This window comes from Burkholderia sp. Ax-1719 (genome assembly GCF_011753055.1).
Classification (GTDB): domain Bacteria; phylum Pseudomonadota; class Gammaproteobacteria; order Burkholderiales; family Burkholderiaceae; genus Paraburkholderia.
Map to the genome: position 1 here is coordinate 49,961 of NZ_VWWJ01000016.1, position 20,748 is coordinate 70,708.

General features: G+C 56.4%; 12 protein-coding genes. 2 read left to right on the forward strand and 10 right to left on the reverse strand.

All coding sequences use genetic code 11. The features are described 5' to 3' along the window. Window positions 1-98 precede the first annotated feature (98 nt). The 4 genes from F3J17_RS23510 to F3J17_RS23525 form a co-directional block, all read right to left on the reverse strand. On the reverse strand, window positions 99-3,665 hold the full coding sequence (locus F3J17_RS23510; RefSeq protein ID WP_167064485.1) for a hypothetical protein: 3,567 nt from the start codon (window positions 3,663-3,665) through the stop codon (window positions 99-101). 353 nt (window positions 3,666-4,018) lie between these two features. Then, window positions 4,019-5,779, reverse strand: coding sequence for an ADP-ribosylglycohydrolase family protein (locus tag F3J17_RS23515; RefSeq protein ID WP_167064488.1), 1,761 nt, complete (start codon window positions 5,777-5,779; stop codon window positions 4,019-4,021). Then, window positions 5,776-6,468: a DarT ssDNA thymidine ADP-ribosyltransferase family protein gene (locus F3J17_RS23520; protein ID WP_167064491.1), complete on the reverse strand. Its 693-nt coding sequence runs from the start codon at window positions 6,466-6,468 to the stop codon at window positions 5,776-5,778. Before F3J17_RS23520 ends, F3J17_RS23515 begins: the two co-directional genes overlap by 4 nt. Then, entirely contained in the window at window positions 6,465-7,865 is a 1,401-nt protein-coding gene (locus F3J17_RS23525; protein ID WP_167064494.1) for a 3'-5' exonuclease, read from the reverse strand. The genes F3J17_RS23520 and F3J17_RS23525 overlap by 4 nt, the downstream gene beginning before the upstream one ends. Window positions 7,866-8,412: 547 nt before the next feature. On the opposite strand from F3J17_RS23525, the gene F3J17_RS23530 reads away from it, so the two are divergent. Next, window positions 8,413-10,077 (forward strand): hypothetical protein, encoded by a 1,665-nt coding sequence (locus F3J17_RS23530; RefSeq protein ID WP_167064497.1) that lies wholly within the window; start codon window positions 8,413-8,415, stop codon window positions 10,075-10,077. 194 nt (window positions 10,078-10,271) lie between these two features. Here F3J17_RS23530 and F3J17_RS23535 read toward each other — a convergent pair whose 3' ends face one another. After that, window positions 10,272-11,036, reverse strand: a complete 765-nt coding sequence (locus F3J17_RS23535; protein WP_167064500.1) for an H-NS family nucleoid-associated regulatory protein — start codon at window positions 11,034-11,036, stop codon at window positions 10,272-10,274. Window positions 11,037-11,431: 395 nt separating this feature from the next. Between F3J17_RS23535 and F3J17_RS23540 the strand changes: the two genes are divergently transcribed. Beyond that, entirely contained in the window at window positions 11,432-11,797 is a 366-nt protein-coding gene (locus tag F3J17_RS23540) for a VOC family protein (protein ID WP_167064503.1), read from the forward strand. Between the two features lie 1,128 nt (window positions 11,798-12,925). Here F3J17_RS23540 and F3J17_RS23550 read toward each other — a convergent pair. The 5 genes from F3J17_RS23550 to dld form a co-directional block, all read right to left on the reverse strand. Continuing rightward, window positions 12,926-16,438, reverse strand: a complete 3,513-nt coding sequence (locus F3J17_RS23550; protein WP_167064791.1) for a pyruvate carboxylase — start codon at window positions 16,436-16,438, stop codon at window positions 12,926-12,928. Window positions 16,439-16,797: 359 nt separating this feature from the next. After that, a complete protein-coding gene (locus F3J17_RS23555) occupies window positions 16,798-17,226 on the reverse strand; it encodes a PPC domain-containing DNA-binding protein (protein WP_167064509.1) in 429 nt (142 codons plus the stop codon). Next, window positions 17,223-17,807, reverse strand: coding sequence for a hypothetical protein (locus F3J17_RS23560; RefSeq protein ID WP_167064512.1), 585 nt, complete (start codon window positions 17,805-17,807; stop codon window positions 17,223-17,225). Before F3J17_RS23560 ends, F3J17_RS23555 begins: the two co-directional genes overlap by 4 nt. A 171-nt stretch (window positions 17,808-17,978) precedes the next feature. Next, complete coding sequence (locus F3J17_RS23565) at window positions 17,979-18,923, reverse strand: AEC family transporter (RefSeq protein WP_167064515.1); 945 nt, start codon at window positions 18,921-18,923, stop codon at window positions 17,979-17,981. A 76-nt stretch (window positions 18,924-18,999) separates the two neighbouring features. Continuing rightward, window positions 19,000-20,748, reverse strand: coding sequence for a D-lactate dehydrogenase (dld, locus tag F3J17_RS23570; protein WP_167064518.1), 1,749 nt, complete (start codon window positions 20,746-20,748; stop codon window positions 19,000-19,002).

Sequence of the window (20,748 nt, forward strand, 5' to 3'; positions counted from 1 at the left end):
CGCAGATTCGCAGTGCGTGAGAGCGTTCGGCGACCGCTCGCCGCGCCCCCGGTCATACAGTGACATTCAAGGCAAGTGTCGACCAAGGGCAACAAGGCTCATTGAGCGGCTCTGATTCTATTGAAAAGCTCATTCAATAAATGAATCGGGGTCTTCAAAAAGGGGTTGTGCTTCCAGCTATCACGCCCGCCCCAGTGTTCGATGGCTTTGCCGACAGATTCCTGATCTATTGCAACGCCCTGATCGAGCCAGTGGCTTAAAAGTTTAGTCGCTGACTCAGCGGTATTTGAATCGGCAGAACATAGACATGTATGTGTCGTACTCGTGAGCTCTGCCGAAGGTGGGATCTCTAGCCTGCGAAGCGCATCGAAAATGCCGCTTACATCACCTGAGGCATCATCACTCAGCCGCCGCAATAGCATCTGGGGCATTCCGTCAATATGGTGACGTTCAACCAGAAAGATGACATAGCGTAACGAATCGCCGTTCGCGACACGTAAGAGCGCCTCAAGCTCTTCCCGCGTCATCTGAATCCCCTCGAATATATTCGCCGCGAGATCGTTGATCCACACAGACGGATGAAGAAGTCCGCGTATGACGTCTTTACGGCTCAACGGTACATTTGCGGCTTTCTCCCAGGCAGGCGGATCTATATCTACAGCAGGGAGGAAAGTAAATACCGATTTGAATGATTTTGCATCGATTCTATGTACCAATTCTTTGGCTTCCTGCGCCAGAGAGTGCAAGTCGAGCGGGAGCAACTGCGCGACTGCCTTGATTGTCGCCTGCAATGCGGGCTCGTCGTGAATAGTCGACCAAGAGTAGATATCGCTAACGGGCTTCTGCATGAACCCAGACGCATGTATCAACCCTGCAAACTGAACGAAGGCATGACGAGGATTTTTCTCTATGGTCGTTTCTGAATAGCCGTTTGCGAAAGCATTGGCAATTGATTGATAGGCGCAAAGCCAAGCATCTTCCATACTAGGCCCAACAGGCACCAGGGTGACAGGCGATACGACTTCTTTGTCATCTGGCAGGAGCGACTGTAATTCTTCAATTCCACGAGATTTCAGAATCTCATTGACTTGAAAGCTAAACCCTAAAGTTCGGAGCTTCTTGTCCATGAGTTCGTTTTCCGCAAAGGACCTAATCAGGTCATCCGGCTGCGCTTTGAGTGCCGCCAAGGCAACAATCTCCAATAGGTCGCGGTCGCTGCGATCTTTTTTATCGAAGATATTGCGTACATTGAACGGCTCGATAATTGTAAGCAATTCGGCCAAAACTGCAGACAGGGTCGTAGCATCATAGTGAATTGCACCACAGCGGATAGCGGTGGCCCATGCTACGAGCTTCGTCGCCGGATTGGTTGCGTCAAGCCTTGCCGCAGCTAAGGGCTCGACGAGGGAATTTGCCTTTGCACCGATGTCCGAGAGAGCAACGCCTATGCTGAATTTATCGCTCGCACCGTCCTCGACAGCCTTGAATGACTGTCGTACCAGTTCCTGCGCCATCAGTTCAGACACAACAATTTCACTATTGCCGAGCAACCCAAGGGCTCGCCGCAATTGTTGTGGAAGCCCGGCGGTATGTCGAACCAAGTACAGCTCGATCAAGTCATCAGCCAAGCCTTGCCCAACGGCAAAGCCTAAGACCTCTTGCCTGTCGGGATGGTCGACCACATCGTTAAGCAGACTGCTTGATTCCCGCACCAGGAAGCGCGAAGCGACAAATTCGCAAAATGTTTTGTGAATAAAGGTAAGTAAGCCCGTACCGTCGTGATACACCTTTTCGATCAGACCTACCCTCTCCCAGTGAGTTACCGCACGTCGAATGTCTTCTTTTAGAGCCAACGGTGCAGCCTTCATTAGAGGGGCGAGCATCTCGGCCGCGCGATCAATTAGTGTATCGAACACAATCAGCGGATCGCAGACGAGAATCCAACCAATAATGTCGAGCACGACTTTGTAGAGGTCAGCCTTCTCCGCAGATTTATCGATCGGTCGCTTTTCAAACAGGCTGATGAGTTGCGTGTAAAGCCCTAGCCGTGTACCAGGCAACGTACTACGCTGACGAATCAGCGACGCAGACATCCCGAGAAGTTGTGGGCTGACCGAAATCGCTTCGCTAGGCGATATTTTGCCGATTTGAAATGGCGACAAATCAACGGAATTCGAATCTGGAGAGTCAACTATCAGCACTGCGCGCACTAGTGCCTCGAGATTCTTCGCCCCTTCCTCTTTTCTCGGAGGCAGAAGGTTGTAATGGGTCCAACTCGACAACTCGGCAGTCTCATAACCTATTGGCCTGGTTGTAACAACCACTCGCACACCGGGATGGCCTAAAGCAAACTTATTGATCTGTTCCGCGACGTCGTGGTGGGCACTGCCGCATTCGTCCAGCCCGTCTGCAAGTACGACCCAATTCTGACGAGGCACACTTCGAATCTGGTCAGGTGTCAGCGAGGAACCTCCGAGCGCGTGCTTCACGAGCACCTCTGAGAACGCTGCGCCTTGCTGCATGGCTGCGGCAATCGGCTTGAGTGCAACACTCAATACAAGATAACCATCCCGAGCGTACTGATGAGCTAGCTCCTTGATCATCGTGGACTTGCCCAAGCCGGGACCTGCTACGACCACTGCGAGCATCTTGAAGCGTGCGGTCCAAACAGAATCGAACTCCTCCCCAATCGCCTTGCGTTCCGTGCCTTTGTGATAACGATCCAGCGCTAACGCGGCGTCGCCCAAAGCTGGGTCTTCGAAACGTCTTGGCCCCAGACGCATTGGAAGCAGGTGCACAAGCGGAATCTTGCGTTTTATCCCAGTAACGGAGAAATGGCTGTTCGTCTCAATCATCCACCTGGAATAGCGATCGAACACAGATGCGGGAAAGTCGTTTGCACGTATGGCGATGTTTGAGCTGCTAAGCAGGCGCACCAAGTCGGGCAATGTCCACCGCCCACGATCTGCGATTAGATGCACGGCATGAAGGTAAAGACAATTCCATGCTGCATCGGCATCTTCGTCCCGCGCGCACACGTGACGTAATATCTCCTTGGCGGCACGGATACCAGTGTCCTCCTCGCTAAGGGCGTGGATCACCTTGATACGCATGCAACGACATACCGTCTGAGCTGCTATGCTGGCCTGACTCAATCGCTGAGACCACTCAGCACCGATGTCGCTTAGTTGGTCCGTCCTGCCCTGCCCAAGACGTCGGATGTCCTTTGCAAGCTCCTCGCGAACTGTATTGCTCGAATCAGCAGCAACCGCCAACACCCCATGTGACAACTGGCCTTTGTCGATTGCGACTGCAATAGACTGCAAAGCAGTCCAGAGGCTAGCGCCGCGAGCTAGACCTTTCTTCGCTTGAACCTCAATAGCTGAACCGTCCGCAAGCTCGACGCGCAGATCATCGCCGGGCCCCTCGCTCTCTGCCCAAACTGCGGTAGGCTTGTCGATGCACACGCCGTCAAGCCAGCCCAAAGCCGTGCCACGCAGAATATGAATCCCGACGATGGCCGTTGTGGCGGCCTGAAAATTGACCCCGCCGCCTACCGCCGTACCGCCGCCTGTCTTTTTATCGCTAGTAATCTTGGGATTCTTGGCCGCCTTGGCCGCCTTGGCCGCCTTTGGTATCGCGGCACTACTCTGCTTGTCCGTCATTTCCGATCTATATCCGTTGCGGCCAACACATGGTCACGCTTAACGACCGATGCGAAGCCTTCAAGAGTTACCTACCAAGCGCGTAACTGGGTGGCGGTGCAATCACTGGTTATTTGAAACCTAGGTCAAACGTCGGCACACGACGAGCCCACTGTTCCCAGGTCAGCCCCGAAATCCGCGATACGGCCGCAGTTTCCCGATCCACTCGCCATTGCATCGGCAGCCGGAACAGCACATCCTTGAGATACGCATACGCAGCAAGCCGATTCATACGCATTAACTTGCATTGCGCTCGCAATCGCCGCTGCGTGCAAACGCGACGAGGAGCGAGATTGAGCGGCTAATCGCCAGTTTTAGGCGCGCATTTTTGAGGTTCGCTCGAATACCTCGACGGTATAGCCATCTGGGTCCCGGCACTCGAATGACCGAGTGTCGCCGCGTACAACCGTGTCTGAAACGACTACTGCCGCCTTGTACATTCGCTGAAGGCAAGCATCGAGATCGGCGACGTTTATGAAGAGTTTGAGCCCATCACAAGATGGAGCCACTTCACGCTCGGTCTCACGCAACGCGAGATTTGAAGAATACCGGATTGATCTGCTCGACGCACCCGACACTCTCAGACCTAGACATCGTTCATAGAACTGTCGGGAGGCGTCCAGATCGCGGACCATCAGTGCCACACCAACGGTGGGCTCAAAATCTGATGCTTCGTCGACGGGTTCGCGAGCAATGCTCCTTTTGACGTCCTTTCTTGATGTCCCATTGGTGCGCAGAAATAGAGTAAGCCCGATATCCGTGGACACAAGCAACCGCCGCTTGATGCGTAGCCCATTCTCTTCGCGCTCACCAGATTCTGCGACGGAAATTACCCGTCCGCCGACAGGGAGCCGGATATCTGACTCGCGACTCCACTCCTCAACGTGTGCCACAAACGTGCTGATTTCGCGTTTGTCCAACACTCTATGGCGTGGCTCATTCTCCCGTTTGAAGAAGAGTTCCTCCGCCACTCTACGAATGTATTCCTCGTCCTGAATGTGCCTCACATATGCATCGAGCCACGCAGTCCCATTCACGACGCCCAACAGACAGGCAGTCATGGAAGCCAACGTATCGGTATCGGCACCTGATGCAGACGCGGCGCGCCGCATACCCTCTGCGGGCGATGCCGCGTATCTTGACGCGAGGTAAATCGCCCCGACGGCGGTAGTCGTTCCCGCACCATTGGTCTTCTGATTGAGGCCTCCGATGTCGCCAAGGATCCTCAGGTCGTCAGATAGCACACCGGCAGTTAGCCCATCCGAAGCGACGCGCATCTGCCGAATCATCTCTTCGGAAGTCGAATCCCAATACTCCTGATAGTCGGGATCGTGTGCCTCCGCAGCCGAAAGCCACGATGGCCATCGATGAGATATATCTGGAAGCGCTCCCCACACGTGAACGTCTTCAATACAGCGCTCGACCAAATCACCGTAGTCCAGCACCCCGACTCGTCGGAGGGCGTTCCAGACGGTGTATGCAAACGCCAATGCGCCAAGCAACGCACGTGGATGGCCATGCGTGGTAACAGCGTCCGACAGGACATCTACGGCGAGCGCCAAAAAATCATCGCTACCAGCGTGCGCAACGCAGTGCGGCAGGACACGCATTGCCGCGCCATTCCCTCCAGCGGCGAAGTATCGACTAGCGATATCTTTACCGACAGCATCCCAGGGTGCTACGCCACCGAGCCATGAGCTTGCGGCCCGCTTCGTTGCCCCGCCGCCGCCGCGCTCGTAGCACGTCCAAAACGGGAGTTCGACCGTCGCAAAGTACCTCCACCACTCCTCACCCGTTGCACGCGCCCGTGCCACCGCGAGAATTAGTTGCGTATCGTCACTGTATTCGCCTGCCTTGACTTCCTCCCAGGTCGGAGCAAACCGGCTCCCGCCACGCTTCATCCAAGACAGAAATTCGCCACTCCAGTCGTGTGCTACAGGTTTGGCTGCGGCTCGACCTTCGAATGGCCAGCCCAAGGCATCCCCAACGGCCGCGCCGAGAAAAGCTGCTACAGCCCGGTCAGGGCTAGTGATAATTTTTTGCCCCATGAGATGGTTCAACGCCTTATCGCTCATACGACGGTTTCGGCCGGTCGCCGACCGGTCCAGATGTGGTTTCTTAGCGATATTTTATCGAAGAGGTCAGGCCCGGCCACAGTCGGTATCTGAGGCGCCGCCAATCCCAAGGTGTCCCACCGTGCTCTTTCCGTGTGGACCTGTTTTTCGCTTGACATCGCCATGCCCAACAGGGCATTGACCGGGATTGGGCCGGGTACGAGGACCTCAGCTTGCATATCCGTAGGGGAGCAGGTCAGATGGGCGTTTTTTCGCGAGAAGACCTTGCCTCCAGCGCCAGCTATCTGCTGTGCGAACATCGACTGGTACCCAGGCCACCCGTCGGAGATGAGGCCGCCACTCTCCGCAGCAGCATTGCGTGGGCAAAATAGAGTTCCCGGGTTCCACAACACAACGGGATTGATGAACAATATTACCCAGTCCAGAAAGACGGGGTCCTTCCTCGCTACGATGTCGAGGTAGAAACTGTTCGGATACTCGACCGAGCAGCAGATTTTGTCCCTATGCCCATCTAGACGATAGTCGTCAGTGGGATTGACGTCCTGCACGGTCTCTGCATCCAGCGTTGCGCGGTCTTTCAGATAGCCCGTCGCCAACACATGAATCAGGTTCCGCGACGATGTGAAGTGACAAAGTCGCGTAATCCCCCTCCGAACCGAATCAGCCTGAATGTCCTCACCCAGCTTCATCGTACGCTCCGCGCGTAAAGGTCGTCATCAGTAGGCAGAAGCTCAGTGGGCTCTCCGGTGTATGTCAACACCAATCCGGCCTTTGCACGGGTAATGCCGACATAAAGAAGTCTGCCGTCGTCCGCAAACACCTCGGCGATCTCGTCTGCTTCGATGTCTGATAGATCCGGAATATTGTCTTTCGACAGGAATGGCATGATGACTAGGTCAAATTCCAGACCCTTTGCCCCGTGGTATGTGCCGTAGTAGGCTCCATGACCAGCAGTCCAGTTTGCCCCTTCGTCTTTCAGCTGTATCGCTTCGCGCGGAAGATAAGGTCTGATCTCTCGAATCTTTTCGTGGGTTCGCAGCAGAACAGCAACGCTTTGTGAACGAAAGCGATTTTCGACGAGTGAGCTAACTAGCTGCCGTTCAGCCTCAAAATCAGAAAATTGGACGAGCGCCGGTTTCGGACCATCGGCGGCAGAGACGATTGGCGCGATGATATCCGGATTTGCAGCGAAATACGGCATCTTCGATACCGCAACGGCCAGGTTGGCAACGTTACGAGTATTCCTATAGTTTTGTTCGAACTTCCAGACTTGCCTTGTTTGCAGCCCCGCTTCGCGCCAGCTCATTCCTCTTCCATGGCCGTAAATTCGCTGAGCAACATCGCCGAAGAATGTAACAGAGCCAGTTGGAGGCACAGCCTTTGTCAAAGATCGAATCATTTCCAGCGACAAATCCTGGCCTTCGTCGATGATGACATGCTTGTACATTCTCGCGGAGCGGTCCTCATCAAATGCGGTCGACACAGCTGCAGCGATATCGTCAAGATCGTACAATTTCCCCTGCTCTCGACGAAGAGTTCTGTAACGCTCCAGAATCTCCCACATTATCGGCCGCAGCACCCTATTCATTTGGGCGGATGCACGACCAGTTCGGACAACATCATTGTACTGATCGACAGACAAAATGTTCCGACCGTTAAGCCATTGAATCTCATCAAGGAAAAATTTCAGATTCCGACGAAAAAATGCATCTTCCACATATTCGTCCTTCACGTCTGAGAGGGCTTGCGTAATTAGGTTGATGCGCTGCTGCGGCGACGCTATTGACGTATCCGACATCTTGCCCTGCGACGCGAGATAGCCCCTTGCAAACAGGTGATAATTTCGAACGTCGACTTCTCGAGGTATCTCACTTGAAAAGCTATTGATGTACCGCATCAACGCTTTGTTATATGTCACAACTAGAGTCCGGCCAGCGTCGGGCAACAAACTGTTTGTTAGATATTTTGCTCGCGCGATAGCCATGGTCGTCTTCCCACTGCCAGCCGTGCCGAGAACGACATGTTGCCCGGTTGCAGGAAGACAAACAACTTCACGTTGTTTTCCGATTGGTTTTGGCAAGGCCATATAAATCCCCGTCTTTATTCTTTACTGCCTTATTGCTTGTTCAATTCTAAATTTTCTTCGCTTGCAGCAGTGCGTTACACCAACCCATCATTCACCTCTGAATTTTTTAAGCGGTAATGCAGTAGCTGGATGTCCGCATGAAGCCATTTTATAACCGCAGGAGCAATATCGCGTTGCGCAGACGCTTCATCCGTTGAATTTATGCATATTGGATCAATTTCGGTGTCGACATTTCGTATTCGTCGACCAGCTTTTGTCGAATCCCCCACTTCCGGAACAAGATGAGACTAATAGTCATGTGCACGTGACCGCCGAAAAGGCCGTTCGCGCGTTGCGGACGTCGCCGCTGCACGGACTACCGATACCGCCCAATGGCACGACGTAGAGGCAGCGGGCGACCGTGTTTATAGTCGCATCGCAAATTGCAGATGCTCCAACACTCTCCGCTCATCATCGCCTTGAAAAGCCATGAATTCGGATTGCATACGGATAAATTTGGCTACCTAGATTGGCTGAGCAGTATCCCCACCCATCTAGAAATGCTGAAATGAAACAACCACTCCACTCCGAGTACCAACTCAACAAAGTTGAACTGGCGCTGATAGCAGCCATCCGCCTAACCGCAAGCATGGACCGGTCCGCCCGCCTGGGTAGCCTAATCTTCGTCCCGGAAATTGTTACTTGGGCTCTAGAGAAGTCCGAGCCGGCAGTCATCCAGGCGTTGGCCGACGTCGGGCAGTTGACGAATTTTGCCGACCTGCTTCGTCACTACGCCAAGCTGCGGCCCATCGCCGAGTGCTTGCGCATCAGCGAACATTTGCGAGGGTGTATGGAAGCGGGTGTGGACTATGACGACAACGGGTGCCTCACCCCTATGGACATGCTTTTCGCCGTTCGGAGCGGCGAGTGGAAATGCTCCGAGCGAGTAGCGTACGGTGCCATCACTCGAGCTCTGCGTTTTGTAGTAGGGCATGAGGAAGACACCCTGCCGGCTTCGTCTCCCGCTTGGCATTTCGACCTCACTCGCTCCCAGACCGCTTCCGATGCGAAAACGAAATCGGTGGACGAGGCCTACGCTGCTGACGAATTGGACTCTGCCCTCCAGCCGCCACTGGACATGGCTATCACTCACGCGCGTCGGGAGCTACTCGCTTGCGATACCGGTGACGACCCAAGCTTCTGGCGCAAGGTCTACACGTCGGTCCTGGGTGACTGGTTGCAGACTGACATGCCTGAGGTTGCCGCGGAAATTTTAGAGAAAGGTTTGACAGCCGAATATTTCAGCTCCGCCTGGGTGTATGTCAGCCAGATGCAAAAGGTAGAGCGATTTTGGAGTGGTCTCGGATCCCCTATCCGTGAGCTGCTCCTTACGGAGAACGACGAGGCCTGTGGGGTCGCACTCATCGCTGAAGTCGTCAGAGCGGATGGCTCCTCTGTCGACGAGAACGAAGTTATTGCGTGGTCAAAGCGAGTATGGCGCATGATGCAGCGACGCAGCTCGTGCAACAGTGAACGTGGCAGCGACCCAATTCGCTCAATCGAGTCGAACGCTTTTCTGGACTTCGTGCGGGAATGCGCCAACGCAATCGACACCTGTTACTTCGCCGATATCGAGATGTTGCCCGCCAGCTTTCGCGAGTGCACAGACGAGACCCGGGTTTTGGTCGTTCGTTTGCCCGAGCCTTGGTCGGCAGCACCGGACGAACTAGCGTCACAGCCAGGCCTTGATTCCTTTTTCTGGCGGACGGACCGAGGTAACGAATATTTTGCACTGGCGATAAGCCGGGCGTTTTGGTGCGACTATGAAAAACTGCTGACGCATTTGCCAAGCTTCCGCCGCAGCATCCCGGTCCTGTATGTGTTTGAAGGACGCTGCGCATTGGCTCGGTACCGCTTTCAGCATTTCAGCGACTTGAGGGCACTCGTCGACACTCCCTACCACTGGCGGTCATTGCTCCACATATCGGATGAGGATTGGGGCCAGGATAAAAACGGGTCCGCGTGGATTTCTGTGTTGCCAGATGGAAGCCGAATCAAGCCATCGTTGCTCAGCAACGTCGTAGACATGACAGGAGGCGCTACTTGTCGAAAACTCAGTGAAACGTACTTGCGCGAAAAGCCCGATGCTGTTCTGTCGCGAGAGCAGCGAATAATCGATGAAGCGCTCGACCGCATGCGGGGAACACTTGCAGGGCGCTATGCGGGTCAGTAGGCCGCGAACGCCGCTTTTCGCGGCATCGCTTTAGGCATTCGGCCTGGCTCAAATGGGTCCTACGTGCTTTCGCCGGAGCGAGACTTGCGGCTCCTGGCATCGCACTGGGGCTCTGCGGGAAAAGAGCCAAAATCGAAGGTGCTATCATCCGGGCGCCGTCTTTGACCAGACGGCGCCCGGCGAATCTCTATTGCTCAGACAGGCGCTGAAGTGACAACCGCCTGCGCGGCAGGAACTGGCGCCTCAGACGGAGCGACAGTGTTCACAGTCTCCTTGGTGGACGCTCTGTTTGCCGTTACCTTCTTGGCCGCAACTTTCTTCGCCGGAGCCCTCTTGGAGGCGCCCTGCGACTTCGTCGCCGCTGACGTGGGCTTCTTCGGAGCTACCTTCTTCGCAGCTGCCTTTTTAGCAGGCGCCGCCTTCTTGGTGGCCGCCGCTTTAGGCTTGCCGGCAGTACCTTCGACCTCTGCGATCAGAAAGCGAGACCGGTCTTTGGCACCAGCGAGCCATGCAGGTGCACGACCGCGGCCACTCCAGGTCGCGCCAGTCTTCGGGTCGCGGTAGAGGGCGGGCTGATGGCCCCTGACGTACTTTCCAGCCTTGGCAGGCTTGGCAGAATCAAGCGACGAAATCGCTGTGGATTCGTCGACGAGGAATCTATTGCGGTCCTTTGCAGATGCAATCCATGAGGGGGCTCGACCACGCCCTGACCAGGTGGCGCCGCTCTTGGGGTCACGATACTTCACCACGACGTCGGCGGCCTTCGTTGCAGTCTTGGCACCCGGCATGCGACCACGGCGCCTTCCAACATGCGCCTCAATGTCAGCGGTCGTAATACCGTGCTTCTCCATCAGGTCACGAATCTTCTGGAGAACAGCTGACGACTTCTTTGAAATCACCTCTTCGGCCTGCGCCTGCAATTTTGCGATTTTCGCTTGTATGCTTTCTAGAGTAGCCATAGTTCCCCCCATTGTGTTGACAATGCTCGAACTATGCCACATACCGTCGCACCTCGAATAGCGCGAGATACTGCTCCTCATTTTGCGCGCGGCGTAACACTAGTCTATCTACGCGAAAGCAATTTTCCAACTAGACATCGGTAGTAGCCGACCACCGCTAGACATAACTGTTCCTAGAAGTTCTGCCGATCTCTGGAGCGGCGTCTCCTATCGAGTCACGCTCAAAATGGGGGAACAGTTTTCTCTGTAATGGGCAATCTCGTCGGAATGACTTACCGTCGGCCAAGCTTCGTCCGAACCGAATGGATACTTGGCGCGCTTCGCTGTGATAGCATGGGTAGGATATCCTGCGGGTCCCAGAGACGCCTTCGGCCCAACCGGAAGTGAGGCCTACAATGATCGATCACACCGGAATTGGTGTTGCTGACATCGCCCGTTCTGCTCGGTTCTATGATGCTACTTTGGGCATGCTCGGACTGCGCCGGGTCATGCAGATGCCCGAAAATGTCGGCAGTGACGGCATCGGCTACGGTATCGAGTATCCGGTCTTCTGGATCGATCTATTTCACCCACATTCTGTCCGCCAACACACTGCATTCGTAGCAAAAAACCGGACGGAGGTGGACGCGTTTTACGCGGCGGCGCTCAAGGCGGGCGGAACCGACAACGGGCCACCTGGCCAACGCCAGCCGCATTACTACGCTGCGTTCGTCCTCGATCCGGACGGCAACAATATCGAGGCGGTGTTTCGCGGCGACTGACATCAGTTTGCGGTATGGGCGCTCGCTTACGAAGCTTGCGCGCAACAGAACTGGACACCCCCTAGGCGTGCCCTGGATTTCTGTGCAGATTTCCGCTTAGGTGCACCTAAGCGTAGCGCGGGCCCGCCTCGTGATCATCTATAAATTGCCCTTCGAATCAAGCGCTTGCTTATTACCTTTTGCAGGCTAGCATGACGGTAGGAGCCCCGATGGTTCAATCCGTGATGTGCACCGAAATTGCTGACACCGGCTACGTTGTCGACTTAATGGCCGGGACTTCAGCTCAGGCCCACCGACTGGCGGTCGAAACGTGCGAATCACTGTTGAGACTTGGAAGGATTCGCCGCGCGTACCGAGCCACTGGGAAATTGAACGTCCCCGCGCAAGTTGATTCCTTCCAGGTGGGTCGTCGAGATTCGCCTCAACTGTTCAGATTCCTGTGGCTTGCCCATTGCAGACTGAATCTCTTCAAGACCGCGTTGCATATGAGTACTCAAGAAGAAAATCGCAATATTTCAAAACAGAATTACTAATCTACATGGTTACTGATAGCCAAAAACATAGCCGAAACCCAGCACTGATGCTGATTCCGGTCATTTTGAGACGTCAACTCTCAGTGTAACCAAGCACGTCAAGATGGGGGCGCTGGCCGCCTATGTCAAACTGCCATAGTGTGCCTGGAAAGCGAATAGATTTTTAGCCTCATCCGGCTAACTCGGGTTCCTGTTCTCGAATCGCGCGGATCAAGGAAATCGCGATAGATTCACGCAGTTCACAAAATTCGCACATCGCCGTTGTACGCATTCGCCACGCAGGCGGCGACGAGAAGATGCCGTATGGGCCCCGCCGGGACACAAAGCATGCTTTTCATGCAGAGACTTGACCAACTGTCAGTGTGCAGAGTTGGTGAAGAGTGAAATGGAAACCTTACCGCACGTGACATGAGCCGGTGACCACCATATTGTTCTGTGCTTTGCCGTTGCTCAGAAATGCGCCGCCCGGACTGCCCTTGGCAACGCCGTGAGAGTTCGTCCTGCCTAACGGCGTTGACATCACGCTGCCGCACCTATCGCGATAGAACCGGTCGGGGCGGCCTTCCAATTTGCTTCCGACCGGACGGGACACACCTTAGCCGTTTGTCGCCTCGAGTTCAATGAGGAGATCCTTTGCAGCCACGCGATCACCGGGCTGCACATGCACTGCAGCAATCACGCAGTCACGCTCGGCGGCAATGTGCGTCTCCATCTTCATTGCCTCCATGGCGAACAGCGTGCTGCCAGCGCTTACGCGCTGCCCGGGCTGAACCGCAACACTCACGATTGAGCCAGGCATCGGTGCAGCGACGTGCAGCGAATTTTCCAGGTCGGCAACCGTGCGCCCCTTACGCGCAGTCGCTACCTGAACTGCGCTGCGCTGTTCGACAAGGGCTGTGCGCGACTGACCGTTCAGTTCGAACTGGACTTTCACCATGCCTTCATTGACATCGGCGTGCTGCCCCTGCAACGAAACGAGCAGCGTCTTGCCTGCGTCAATATCGATGGCGATCTCTTCCTGCGGTTGCAGACCATAGTAGAACGCCGTAGTGGGCAATACCGACGTGTCGCTGTACGCGCGCAGGTGTGCGTAGAAGTCAGCGGTCTGCTTCGGATACATGAGATAGGAGGCGAGCTGCCGGTCATCCAGCTGGTGCTCGCAGGTGGCCTCTCCGCGCACGCGCGCGGCGTCCAGATCGACCGGTGCGATCTCGTCGCCCGGCCGGTACGGCGCCGGCGGTTCGCCGCGCAATACCTTGCGCGACAACTCCTCGGGAAAGCCGTCAGGCGGAAAACCCAACTCGCCCTTGAGCAGCGACACGACCGACTCGGGAAACGCGACCTCCTTTGCCGGATCGCAAACGTCCGCCGCGCTCAGGTCATTCGCCACCATCATAAGCGCCATGTCACCCACCACTTTCGAGGTGGGCGTCACCTTGACGATATCGCCGAACATCCGGTTGACGTCCGCGTACGCGCGCGATACCTCGGTCCAGCGATGCTCGATGCCGAGCGAGCGCGCCTGTTCGCGCAGATTCGTATATTGTCCGCCCGGCATTTCGTGGCGGTAGACATCTGCCGTCCCTGCGCGGATCTCCGACTCGAAAGGCGCGTAGTAGCGACGCACCCCTTCCCAGTACATCGAAGCCTCATGCAGCCGATCGAGACTGAGTCCCGAATCGCGCTCCGTGCCCACGAGCGCGGCGGCAATGCTGGAGAGGTTCGGCTGCGAGGTCAGGCCACTCATCGCATCGAGTGCGCCATCAACCGCATCGCAACCCGCCTGGATTGCGGCAAGTGCAGATGCCGCCGAAATGCCACTCGTGTCGTGGGTATGGAAGTGAACCGGCAGCCCGGTCTCCTCCTTGAGCGCCTTCACGAGCGCCGAAGCCGCTTGCGGACGGCAAATGCCCGCCATATCCTTAATGCCAAGGATATGCACGCCCGCGTGCTTGAGTTCGCGAGCGATGCCCACGTAATACTTGAGGTCGTACTTTGAACGTGTGGCGTCGAACAAATCGCCGGTGTAGCAAATCGCGCCCTCGCACAGCGCGCCGCTTTCGCGCACCGCGTCGATAGCGACGCGCATGTTGCGCACCCAGTTCAGCGAGTCGAACACGCGGAACACGTCCACGCCTGCACTCGCCGCCTGCTGCACGAAGAAGCGCACGACGTTATCCGCGTAGTTCGTGTAGCCCACCGCGTTCGAACCGCGCAACAGCATCTGGAAAAGGATGTTGGGCACCTGCTCACGCAACTGCGCGAGACGCTGCCACGGGTCTTCCTTGAGAAAACGCAACGCCACGTCGAACGTCGCTCCGCCCCAGCACTCCATTGAAAAGAGCTGGGGAAGTTCGCGCGCATAAAACGGCGCAATTGGCAGCATGTCAGCCGTGCGCATGCGCGTTGCGAACAGCGATTGGTGCGCGTCGCGCATCGTCGTGTCTGTCAGGAGCGCCTGCTTCTGGTCCAGCATCCATCGGGAGAAACCGTCAGCACCCAGCTCGCGCAGACGGTCGCGCGTGCCTGCGGGCAACGGCCTTGACGTGTCCACGTTCGCCAGCAGCGGCTTCGACATCGGCAACGCCGGAAGCGTGCGACCGGTCATCTCCGGGTGGCCATTCACACACGTCTCGCCCAGGTAGCGCAGCAGTTTGGTCGCGCGGTCGCGTCGCTTGGTAACCGCCAGCAACTCGGGTGTCAGATCGATGAAGCGCGTCGTCACCTCGCCTTTGCCGAAAGCCGGATGGTTAATGACGTTCTCGAGAAACAGCAGGTTCGACGCGACACCCCGAATGCGAAATTCGCGCAACGCCCTGTCCATGCGGCGAATAGTTTCAGCCGAGGTAGGCGCCCAGGTTGTCACCTTAACCAACAGCGAGTCGTAGTACGGCGTGATTTCCGCGCCGCCATAGGCCGTCCCGGCATCGAGTCGCACGCCGAAACCCGATGCGCTGCGGTACGCCGTGAGCCGCCCATAGTCGGGGAGAAACCCGTTGTCGGGATCCTCGGTCGTGATCCGGCATTGCAGTGCATGGCCATTCAATGGAATGGACGCCTGAGCGGGAACGCCTGCCGTGCGTTCGACGATGTCGCCGCTCTCATGAACAACGTCCTCAGCAACGCCAATTCGACCGCCCTCGGTAATCCTGATTTGTGCCTTGACGATGTCGACTCCGGTGATCATTTCCGTAACCGTGTGTTCGACCTGAATGCGCGGGTTCACCTCGATGAAATAGAACCGACCGCTGTCCGCATCCATCAGAAACTCAACCGTCCCCGCATGCGTATAGCCGACCGCTCGCATAAGACGTAGCGCCGCTTCGCAAAGCTCGGCCCGACCCGCGTGGTCGAGGTACGGCGCTGGCGCGCGCTCGACAACTTTCTGGTTGCGTCGTTGCACCGTGCAGTCTCGCTCGTACAGGTGCACGATATTGCCGTGTGTGTCGCCAAGCACCTGTACTTCGACATGGCGCGCGTTGCGCACGAGTTTTTCTACGTAGACTTCGTCGTTGCCGAATGCCGCGAGCGCTTCGCGCCGTGCTGCGACCAACGACGTTTCGAGGTCCGACTCGCTCTCCAGAACACGCATACCGCGACCGCCACCGCCCCAACTCGCCTTTAGCATCAGCGGATATCCCACTTCCGCGGCCAATCGCTTGCATGTTTCGATGTCGAAGGGCAACGGGTCGGTGGCCGGCATCACCGACACGCCGGCAGCTATCGCGGCATTGCGCGCGGCAACCTTGTTGCCGAGCATGCGCATGACTTCGGGCGTCGGACCGATCCAGCGCATGCCCGCATCGATCACGGCCTGTGCAAAATCCGGATTCTCGGAAAGGAAGCCGTAACCGGGATGGACAGCATCGACGTTTGCTTGTCTCGCGATCCGCAAGACGTCGTCGATGTCAAGATAAGCAGCAAGCGGCTTCTTGCCCTCGCCAACCAAATAGCTTTCGTCGGACTTGAAGCGATGCAGAGCCAGACGGTCTTCCTTCGAGTAGATTGCGACCGTTCGAATGTCCATTTCCGCCGCAGCGCGCATCACCCTAATCGCGATCTCTGAGCGGTTGGCAATGAGCAATGACTTGATGGGTTTGTGGTTCATGATATTTGCGCTCGGGTCGAACAGGTCGAATCGGACAGGGTCAAAAACAGGGAGCATCGAACCCCATCAACGATTGTGGCGGAGATGAGCCCACTACAACAACGCCGAAGAGGAAGAAGCTAGTAATCAGAAATGCGCACTCCAACGAGACGTCTGGGAAGCCGCCACAATGGAGCAAGCGCCATGGCATGCGCAAACGCAGGAGCGAAGTCAATGTAGCATCGCTAAGCAAACGACCGTGCGAGTCGTCAAGACTCAACGTCTCTTACGTCTGTGTCTCCAAATCCGCGGGCGACGCCTTGCGAACAATATGCAGCGCTCTAGGCAAACGAAGCGGAGCTTCGAAGGAAAACTGGCATTCAATGGATCGATTGGACTTCCCATTCCTGAAAAGTCACCTCGATCGTAATGAACGAGAGGTTCGACCCGCGACGAAGGCGCCCGGCATACATCTGCCCCTGCGGATCCGCGACCGTTGCAGACAATAAAGCATTAACTTCGTCACCCGCGCGAGATACGACTTCGCCGGAAACGTTGAGAATCTCAACCCCAGGCCCCTTCACCGTCACTACATGTTCGTCGTCTGGCGCTCCGAATGCCAAGTTCGCGTCAATGAGACTACCCACGACGCCGCGGACTACCGCGCGCTTGATGCCAAGTTCTTTGCAAAGCGCTTCAACAGCGCAGGTCAAATCTTCATTAGGCCGCACTCGCGCAACAACGAGTCGTCCAAAGCGGCCCGTCTCAACCGTGACTTGCTCTGCGGATTGGAAAGTCGTCGTATTCATGATAGTTGTACCGGTGCTAGAAGGTTGAAGGTAGTCTCATCATCTGGACCTGCGACGAAGTCCACTGCGGCGAACAACGTCAGTCGGATCTGCAGCCCGGTTGCACCTGCGACGCTTTCCGTGAGGATTATGTGACCGCCATGCTGATGGCCGCTCGAATCGACGAATCCGCCATGACAGTGCAGGATGCGCGCACCGTCGGACAGATGCCCAATATTTATCGATGAGACAACAAGCGTAGATTCCCCGTCTACAAGTCTTGGCGCTCCGTACACGTACGGTTTGACCCCCTCGGTTGCTCGTGTCATCACGTGATATTGGACCCGACTGAAGCCTCCAGAGGTGATGCGACCGCAGCCACCGCGCTCGCCGATGCGGTCAAGGGCCACATTGACTACGGCGCCGATGTTCTGTTCTGCGCCGACGGTAATACAGATGTCACGGCTTGGGGCGTTGCTCTCAACTTTGAGAACACGCAAGCCCGTGGCCGGTCCGGGGTGTACAAAGGTGCTGTGCGCTCCGGCTCCACGCCCCTCAGCTTGCAGTTCCAATCGTCTCGCGTTCGGATCTCGCTCCTTCATTAGTAGGTCTCCTGGGATTGCGCGCTTTTGGCGCAGGCGTACGTGCACACCTTCTAGTGCACGACCGCAGTTAATGACCCGCCGGGGTTTTCCCAACCGACGGTCCATGACTGAAGCCTGAAACCGGCGTCTTTTGGATTCCGGTAATCAGACTCCGCTTACTTCTAGGCGCTAGATCCTCGCCGGGTGCAGCAGTGTGAGTAGCGCCGTCAGCGAAAGCAGCGAACCCAATGTCGAGTACAGAATGGTCTGCGACGCAACAGCGGCCTCGCGCCGGTAAAACTCAGCCAACATGTACGGACCGGTACCCGTCGGTAGCGCCGACAGTAGTACCGCCATCTCACGAATCGGCGATGGTAGGTGTAGTACCGGTCCCGCGATTACCCAAGTAAGCAGTGGCTGTGCGAAGACCTTTACGAGTGCAAGCCTTGCCGCCTTCCCCTGCGCACCGAAGCCCTTCCGGTTGTCCACGAAGAACGCACCAAGGCTAACTAGTGCGCAAGGACTTGCTGCGTCTCCGAGCAGGCGCAGAGTCGAGTCGATGCTTGAAGGCATCCTTAGGCCCGAGGCCGCAAACAGTGCACCCAGAACGGGCGCGATCATGAGGGGGTTCTTCGCTAGGGACTTGCCAACTGCTAGCAGCGGGCTGCCCTGTCTCGTCTCACCCAGCATGCCAATTTCCATCAGGATGACGGCTAGTCCGAAGAGCACGCAAGCAGTCAAAACAGCCGCGATTGTGGTAGGCACGAGACTCGCCGGACCGAACACCAACATCAGCAATGGGAAACCCACATAGGCTGTGTTCGGATAGGACGCACAGATTGCGTCAATACTGGAATCGGCCAGATGCCTACGCTGTAGCAACTGTGCGACAAGAACGACCGCAAAGATAACCGCGCCTGCAATTGCGAATGCAGCAATAAACCCTGGCTGCGCGAGTTCCGACGTCGAAGAATGGCTTACCGCATCGAAGAGCAGTGCTGGCAGCCCTAGCCAGATAACGAAACGGTTTAGTTCTGAAGCAGCGGTCGGGCCGAGGAAATTCCGCTTGCGGCAGATGAAGCCGGCAAGCACCAATCCGAAGATAGGCAACAATGTGCCGAGAGTCGAAAGCATTTTTTATCTGGATGTCAGGACCTGAATTCTCCGCCGATGAGTCAACGAAATGCGCAGCCAACGGCGAGGCAACCTCTCACGCGACGACCGCCTCTCGTTCGCTTGGCTCCCGATAGTTTGCGAACTTGGACGTCTGCCCGATACCGGGGTTCATGCAGTTGCAAGGGTCGAGTTCCTGATAGAAAGCCGCAAGACCCGCCTCGGCTTTATATAGATGTCCTACGTTGTGCTCGGCTGGGTACTTCGCACCACGTTTATCGCAGATGTCCAAAAGTTCATGTTCCAGTTCCAGACAGTCCCCCCCCTTCTTCACGATGTAGTCTTGATGGAAGACATGGCAGAAGAAGTGGCCGTAGTACAGCTTCAGCACAAAGTTTTTGTCGAGCTCCGGCGGTAGGTGCTCCAACCACTGCCTGTCGTTTCGCCGCAGCGCAATATCTAGCGCCACGATGTCCTCGACCCTTCGACGATGAACTGCGCGATATCGGACTGCCGCACTAGCTGCAACAAATCGGTGGAGAAACGCCTTGCTAGCCTCAATTCGAGTGCATTCAAAGTAGTCCGCATCGGCTGACCCGCGAGTAGCCTCCAGATAGGTCCGGACCTCGTCTGCCGCGCTGCCGGAGACCTTTATCATGAGGTGATGCTCGTAACGCTCACGAAAATCCTGCATGCGCTCCGGCAAATGATTCGGCAACAGGTAGCTGATCCACTGCAGAATCCGGTCGGACACGCCCTCATTTGAGAATCCCAGCCGGCCAAGCGCCGAATCAAACCAGTTCTTCGCGGCGAAAAGCGATGGCAATCGCCGCGTGCCGAGACGCTCGATCGCTACGAACATATCCTTCCCGTACTTTGCAGCCATATCGTAAGCATCGCGGTGCAGATACTCACCTGCAATTGGAAGCTCTGAACTGTTGGTGAGCATGTGCCGACGGACATCTGTCAGGTACCTAGTTTCGTTGGTACCGATATAAAAGACACTAGTCGCCTTCTCCGCGACGAACGTGTCAAGACGGACGGCAAACACCATGAGTTTTCCGGCCGATCCCGATGCCTCACGAAGACGGAGCGGGTCGGCGTTGTATCGAGCCGGAGTGTCCGCGTCAACATCTCTGACGTGGTCTGCATAGGTGTGGTCTGACGCCACCCTATTGGCTCCAATTAAGTCGTGTTCGCTGAAGGCCCCCCTTTCGAGGCGACGGAGCGTTTCCTCAGGAGACGAGCCAAGCTCAATGCCAAGATGGTTGACAAGATGCACGCGACCCGTAGCGTCCACCTGAGCGTATAACGCCAGCTCCGTATATGCTGGCCCACGCCGGACGAGGGAGCCTCCGGAATTGTTGCAAACCCCTCCAATAACGGACGCGCCGATGCATGAAGAGCCGATCACAGAATGAGGTTCGCGCCCCAACGGTTTAAGCGCACGCTCGAGTTGATCAAGGGTTGTACCCGCCAGGCAAACAACCTGCTCGCCGCCCGAAAGGAGATGGAGCCCACGGATGCGTGTCGTGTTGATGACCACGACATCGCGCCCGTAGTCATTACCGTGCGGAGTAGAGCCACCGGTTAGTCCGGTATTCGAGGCTTGGGTGATGACAATGGCGTTATGCTGCACGCAGGTGACGAGGGTACGCCACATTTCGACAAGCGAGCCCGGGCGGACAACCGCGAGTGCAAGGCCGCCCCCAAACCGAAATCCATTGGTGTAACGGCGAGTCCCCCTCTCACCAGTAAGTACGTTGCGCTCCCCCGCGATGACGCGTAGAGATTGCAGGAGGTCGCGAGCAGCACGACCTTGTGACTTATCCTGGATGACTTCCAT